This window comes from Devosia sp., assembly GCF_036406155.1.
Classification (GTDB): domain Bacteria; phylum Pseudomonadota; class Alphaproteobacteria; order Rhizobiales; family Devosiaceae; genus Devosia_A.
Genome location: NZ_DASWVV010000207.1, coordinates 1 through 1,792, shown reverse-complemented (window position 1 = coordinate 1,792; position 1,792 = coordinate 1). Strand labels below are relative to the sequence as shown.

The window sequence follows — 1,792 nt, the reverse complement described above, 5'->3', positions numbered from 1 at the left end:
GGCAAGGTGATCCAGGCCGCGGCCGCGCGCGAAGCCGCGCGAAAAGCGCGCGAGCTGACCCGCAAGAGCCCGCTTTCGGTCTCCTCGCTGCCGGGCAAGCTCGCCGACTGCCAGGAAAAGGATCCGGCCAAATCCGAGCTGTTCATCGTCGAGGGCGATTCCGCCGGCGGCTCCGCTAAGCAGGGCCGCAACCGCGAATTCCAGGCGGTGCTGCCGCTGCGCGGCAAGATCCTCAATGTGGAGCGCGCCCGCTTCGACCGCATGCTGGGCTCCGAGCAGATCGGCAATCTGGTGATGGCGCTGGGCACCTCGATCGGCCGCGAGGAATTCAACATCGACAAGCTGCGCTACCACAAGATCATCATCATGACGGACGCCGACGTCGACGGCGCCCATATCCGCACGCTGCTGCTGACCTTCTTCTACCGCCAGATGCGCGAGCTCATCGACCGCGGCCACGTCTATATCGCCCAGCCGCCGCTGTACAAGATCAAGCGCGGCGCCTCCGAGCAGTATCTCAAGGACGAGCGCGCCCTCGAGGACTACCTGATCGATGCCGGCTGCGACGAAGCGGTGCTCACCACCCGCGACGGCGCCAGCCACGCCGGCGCCGATCTCGTCGCCATCGTGTGCCAGGCGCGCGAGATCGTGCATGCCGTCGACAATCTCAACACCCGCTACAACCGTCCTCTGGTCGAGCAGGCGGCGATCGTGGGCGGACTGGCCGAGGCGGCGGGCGATCCCGAGCGCGCCGCCACGGTGATCGAACGCGTGGTGCGCCGGCTCGACCGGCTCGCCGACGAGTTCGAGCGCGGCTGGCAGGGTCGTACCGACGGGCAGGGTGGTTTCGTCTTCAGTCGCACCATCCGCGGCGTCACCGAGACGCACGCCATCGACGCCCAGCTGCTCGCCAGCGCCGATGCGCGCAAGCTGCGCGCCCTCGTCGACCAGCTCGGCGATTTCTACGGCGGCGTCGCCCGGCTCACCCGCAAGGAGCAGAGCTACGACATCTTCGGGCCATCCTCGCTGTTCGAGGCGGTCACCGCCGCCGGACGCAAGGGCCTCAGCCTGCAGCGCTACAAGGGCCTGGGCGAGATGAACCCGTCGCAATTGTGGGAAACCACGCTCGATCCCAACGCGCGCACGCTGCTGCAGGTGCAGATCAAGGAAGGCTCGGACGCCGATCTGCTGTTCACGCAGCTGATGGGTGACCTGGTCGAGCCGCGCCGCGACTTCATCCAGGACAACGCGCTGAGCGTCGCCAACCTCGACGTGTGACACCCGTGGCTGTGCCAAGATAACCTGTTATGTAGACAGGCGCGCGGCGGCTCGGCGGCGCCTGGGGCGCCCGGCCGGTGTCACCGGTCGGCAACAGAGGCTGTACAGCGGGCCCGATCCCACATAAACCGGCCACAATTAGCCTCGATAGGCTCACGGACCGTGCCGGGTCTGCCGCGACCCGGTTGCCTGCGCGCCCGCCGCCGGACGGCTGGCTGCCGCGGCGAGCGGCGCCGGGTCCGCCTCACGCGATCGGACGGGCACGAAGACGGGATCATGCGCAAGAAGAACGCCGGGGCGCTGTTCATGGATTTCCACGTTTCGCCGGAGGACCGCGTCGGAGCCGTCCCCGGCAGCAAGGCCCGCGGCCGCGCGAAACCGGCCAAGCCGGCCAAGCCGGCGGGCAAGGGCGCCCGCGTCGAGCCGCGCCTGGGCTCCATCGACAGCGTCTATGCCGAGGACGAGCCGGTGCCGACCCGTCGCCGGCCGGCGCGCGGCAAGGCGAAGCGAGCCC

General features: G+C 69.2%; 2 protein-coding genes. Both read left to right on the top strand.

The window, feature by feature from the left end; translation table 11 throughout:
* Positions 1 to 1,278, top strand: a 1,278-nt coding sequence (locus VGD93_RS14810; RefSeq protein WP_395012937.1) for a toprim domain-containing protein, incomplete at its 5' end; no start/stop codon positions are given.
* A gap of 276 nt (positions 1,279 to 1,554) precedes the next feature.
* Positions 1,555 to 1,792: hypothetical protein (locus tag VGD93_RS14805; protein ID WP_395012936.1), on the top strand; the 238-nt coding region annotated here is incomplete at its 3' end.